This is a genomic window from Priestia sp. SIMBA_032 (assembly GCF_046535215.1).
In the GTDB taxonomy this organism is placed as follows: domain Bacteria; phylum Bacillota; class Bacilli; order Bacillales; family Bacillaceae_H; genus Priestia; species Priestia aryabhattai.
This window is the reverse complement of sequence record NZ_JAWRXD010000290.1, coordinates 1-335: the sequence shown is the minus strand read 5'-3', so window position 1 is coordinate 335 and position 335 is coordinate 1. Positions and strand designations below refer to the sequence as shown.

Annotated in this window: 1 protein-coding gene; it reads right to left on the bottom strand. The window is 61.5% G+C overall.

The features are described 5' to 3' along the window. The coding region (locus SB717_RS34435; RefSeq protein WP_486360784.1) for a hypothetical protein at positions 1-335 on the bottom strand (335 nt) is incomplete at both ends.

The window sequence follows — 335 nt, the reverse complement described above, 5'->3', positions numbered from 1 at the left end:
CGAGCCGTCGCTTTCGTGAACGCCTAGCAGCAGCGCCTGAACGCCGGACCTTGCGCCTTTTGCGCGCGTGAAGCCGCCGACTACCAGTTCCTGGCGCAGGTTACATTTGAGTTTCACCCAGTCTGTTGATCGGCCCGAGCGATATGGCGCGTCGCCCCGCTTGCCGATGATGCCTTCAAGCCTCATTTTGCAGGCGGAAGCGACGAGCGATGCGGGATCTTCAGCGAAGTCTTCCGATAAGCGAACTAGGGGTTCGTCCGTCCGCGCCATCAGCTCACGCAGCAATGTGGGTCGAGCGCGCAACGGCTGCTCGTTAATGTCGGCGCCGATGATCG